The sequence below is a fragment of the Candidatus Protochlamydia sp. R18 genome (genome assembly GCF_000648255.1).
In the GTDB taxonomy this organism is placed as follows: domain Bacteria; phylum Chlamydiota; class Chlamydiia; order Chlamydiales; family Parachlamydiaceae; genus Protochlamydia; species Protochlamydia amoebophila.
The window spans coordinates 1-2968 of the sequence record NZ_BASL01000630.1 but is presented as its reverse complement, the minus strand read 5'-3'; the positions used below and the strand labels follow the sequence as shown (position 1 = coordinate 2968).

The window sequence follows — 2968 nt, the reverse complement described above, 5'->3', positions numbered from 1 at the left end:
TCTAAAAAAACCAAATATCTACTTGAACAAGCCGGATGTAAAATTTTATTTCTTCCCTCCTATTCACCTGATTTAAATCCAATTGAAGTTTTCTGGGCAAATTTTAAACAATTAGTTCAGTTAAATTTAAACAAATTGTCAAATCTTGCAAAAGCCATTGATTATTCCTTTTGTCAAATATGCATATAAGTGCACAATTAAATTCAATTAAATATAGATGTATTGCTATATATGGGCAGGGCAGAAGTCTCGTGACTACACTATCTAAATATTCGATCATTCGATTGATGAAATAAAATAACAATTGTCATCCTCTCTGGAATTGATCATTTAAATTAGGGCCTTCGCTTTGTCTTGCTATGATCAATTAGGTGTTATCCCATTTTTTCTCAAAGGACTTTCAAAAATTATCTACACGACAATATAAGTTGATTAAATCCATTTTGATCTCTCATGTCATGCCAAACATGGGTTGTGGAAAATAAATGTTTTAAATCATGCAAAGATTTTTTGTTATTTAAATTTTATTAGCTTTTTCTGATTGGATAATATTTCTGTATTTAGCAGCATTAAGAGTTTTTGTACTAACGTAAACCTAAATGTGATTTATCTACTAGGAATTTAAAATGCGCTAATCCAGCGTCAGTGAGATTAACGCATCCACTCAGATTCAAATGTTGTAAAGCAGCCACTAAGGGGATTAAATGTGCTAATCCAGCGTCAGTGAGATTAACGCATTCACTCAGATTCAAATGTTGTAAAGCCACTAAGGGGGTTAAATGTACTAATCCAACGTCAGTAAGCTTTCTACAATAGCTCAAGTTTAAATGCTGTAAATTTACTAAGAGTGCCAAATGCGCTAATCCAGCATCAGTGAGATTATGGCAACTAGATAAATCTAAATGCTGTAAAGCCACTAAGGGGGCTAAATGTGCTAATCCATCGTCAGTGAGATTAACGCATTGACTCAGATCCAAATGCGTTAAAGCCACTAAGGGGGCTAAATGTGCTAATCCATCGTCAGTAAGATTAGGACACCAATTCAAACTCAAATGCTGTAAAGCGACTAAGGAAGTCAAATGCGCTAATCCATCGTCAGTGAGATTAAGACACCAACTCAAACTCAAATGCTGTAAAGCGACTAAGGAAGTCAAATGCGCTAATCCATCGCCAGTAAGATTAGGACACCAATTCAAACTCAAATGCTGTAAAGCGACTAAGGAAGTCAAATGCGCTAATCCATCGTCAGTGAGATTAAGACACCAACTCAAACTCAAATGCTGTAAAGCCACCAAGGGAGTTAAATGTGCTAATCCAGCGTCAGTGAGCTTTTTACAATTGTTCAAGCTTAAATGCTGTAAAGCGATTAAGGGTGTCAAATGGGCTAATCCTGGATCAGTGAGATTCTCACAATCGCTTAAATCTAGATGCTGTAAAGCGATTAAGGGAGTCAAATGCGCTAATCCAGCGTCAGTGAGCTTTTTACAATTGTTCAAGCTTAAATGCTGTAAAGCGATTAAGGGTGTCAAATGGGCTAATCCTGGATCAGTGAGATTCTCACAATCGCTTAAATCTAGATGCTGTAAAGCGATTAAGGGAGTCAAACGCGCTAATCCAGCGTCAGTGAGATTGAGCAGGCGCAGACTCGAATTTAAATTCAAATGCTGTAAAGCTGTTAAGGATGCCAAATGCACTAATCCAGCTACAGTGAGATTGTTGTATGCTTTGAGATGAAGCACTTTTAAATTTTTACAATTTTTTAATGCTAAGAGATGAGAGTCAGCCAAAAAATAAGCATATTCTGAAAGATTGAGTTCTTCTATCTCATTTGAGAAGTGCTTTAAAATTTTTTCAAATTCCGATAATAGAAAAGCTTTGTTTAATAATGAGCTCACAACTGTAAACTCTAAATAACTTTTTAAAATTTTTAATTGATATTGCTGCGCGAAATTTAAAAGTTCTTTTAATTCTACTAGGCTATCTTCGTTGGAATTAAACAGCTCCAATCTCTGTAATTTATACCCATCAATCAACTGTTCTTCTAAATTTTTCACAACTTCTGTTAGTTGATAATAATCGGCTAGTTGAATAAAAGAAGGAATGTCTTCCATAGGAGCTTTAAAATTAGCATCCATCAGGCAGTTAACCAGATGAGTAAATTCTTTTTTTGTCAAAGTGAGAGGATCTTGAAGAGTTTCTTGAAAATTTCCCGACCAAAAACTCTTAAAATAAGGAGATTTTTCCATTAGCAAAGATAGTTGAGAACTAGGGATGATTAGAGATGTTTCATCTTGAAATCTCAGTTTAAATTCTTCTTGGGAGAAAGGCAAACAATTGGAAGTTTGAATTGTGGATGCCTCAATTTCCTTTGGGGAAGTGTTGTTTAAAGTGTTTAAGTTTGTTATGGAAGCTAAAGAATTTACTAAGGGTTTGTTTTTATCCCTAGGATAATCAATAATTTCTTGGGTGCGGATCCTTGTGGAAGGAGGGAAGATAAAACATGAAGTTTGAGTCCAGCTTGGTAAAGATGCACCAGATTCTGGAAGAGTTGTGGCAATCTCCTTTCGCCCCCAAAAAATCTCTCTCCATTGAGACTGAAGCTGATCTCTATTGATATAATTAAAGAATAGGTTTAGGAAGCCCTGAAAAATTGTTTTGCATAATAAATTTATTCGTTCAGAAAATTTTAAATGAACATTCGATCGATAGTAGGGGTGAATATCTGCATTGGCAATGAGAGTTTGCCGATTAAAACTTGGATTATGAATATGCATAATTACCCTCCAAATTATTTGGATAATTTTTAATTATATTATATATAAAAAATATTGCAATTTTAATAAAATTAAATATTTAATTAAAGTTAAAAAGAGGACGGCTCTTATCGATCAATAGTTGAAAAGATTTTGTTCAAATAAGAAATACCAGTAAAGAAATTGATTCCAATTTCATCACTTAAATGAACAAT

The 2968-nt window shown here is 34.1% G+C and carries 1 protein-coding gene and 2 pseudogenes; 1 reads left to right on the top strand and 2 read right to left on the bottom strand.

Annotated features, from left to right (window positions below):
• Positions 1-97, top strand: a pseudogene (locus TY19_RS26715) (transposase); the annotation flags it as partial.
• Between the two features lie 166 nt (positions 98-263).
• On the opposite strand, the pseudogene TY19_RS19500 reads toward TY19_RS26715, so the two are convergent.
• Together TY19_RS19500 and TY19_RS02765 are read right to left on the bottom strand one after the other, a co-directional pair.
• A pseudogene (locus TY19_RS19500) lies at positions 264-442 on the bottom strand (IS982 family transposase); the annotation flags it as partial.
• 142 nt (positions 443-584) lie between these two features.
• Positions 585-2774, bottom strand: coding sequence for a BTB/POZ domain-containing protein (locus TY19_RS02765; protein ID WP_042279953.1), 2190 nt, complete (start codon positions 2772-2774; stop codon positions 585-587).
• Positions 2775-2968: the final 194 nt, after the last annotated feature.

Bases quoted from the DNA above. Each gene is read 5' to 3' on its own strand.
- TY19_RS02765 (WP_042279953.1), bottom strand. From the start codon at position 2,774: ATGCATATTCATAATCCAAGTTTTAATCGGCAAACTCTCATTGCCAAT.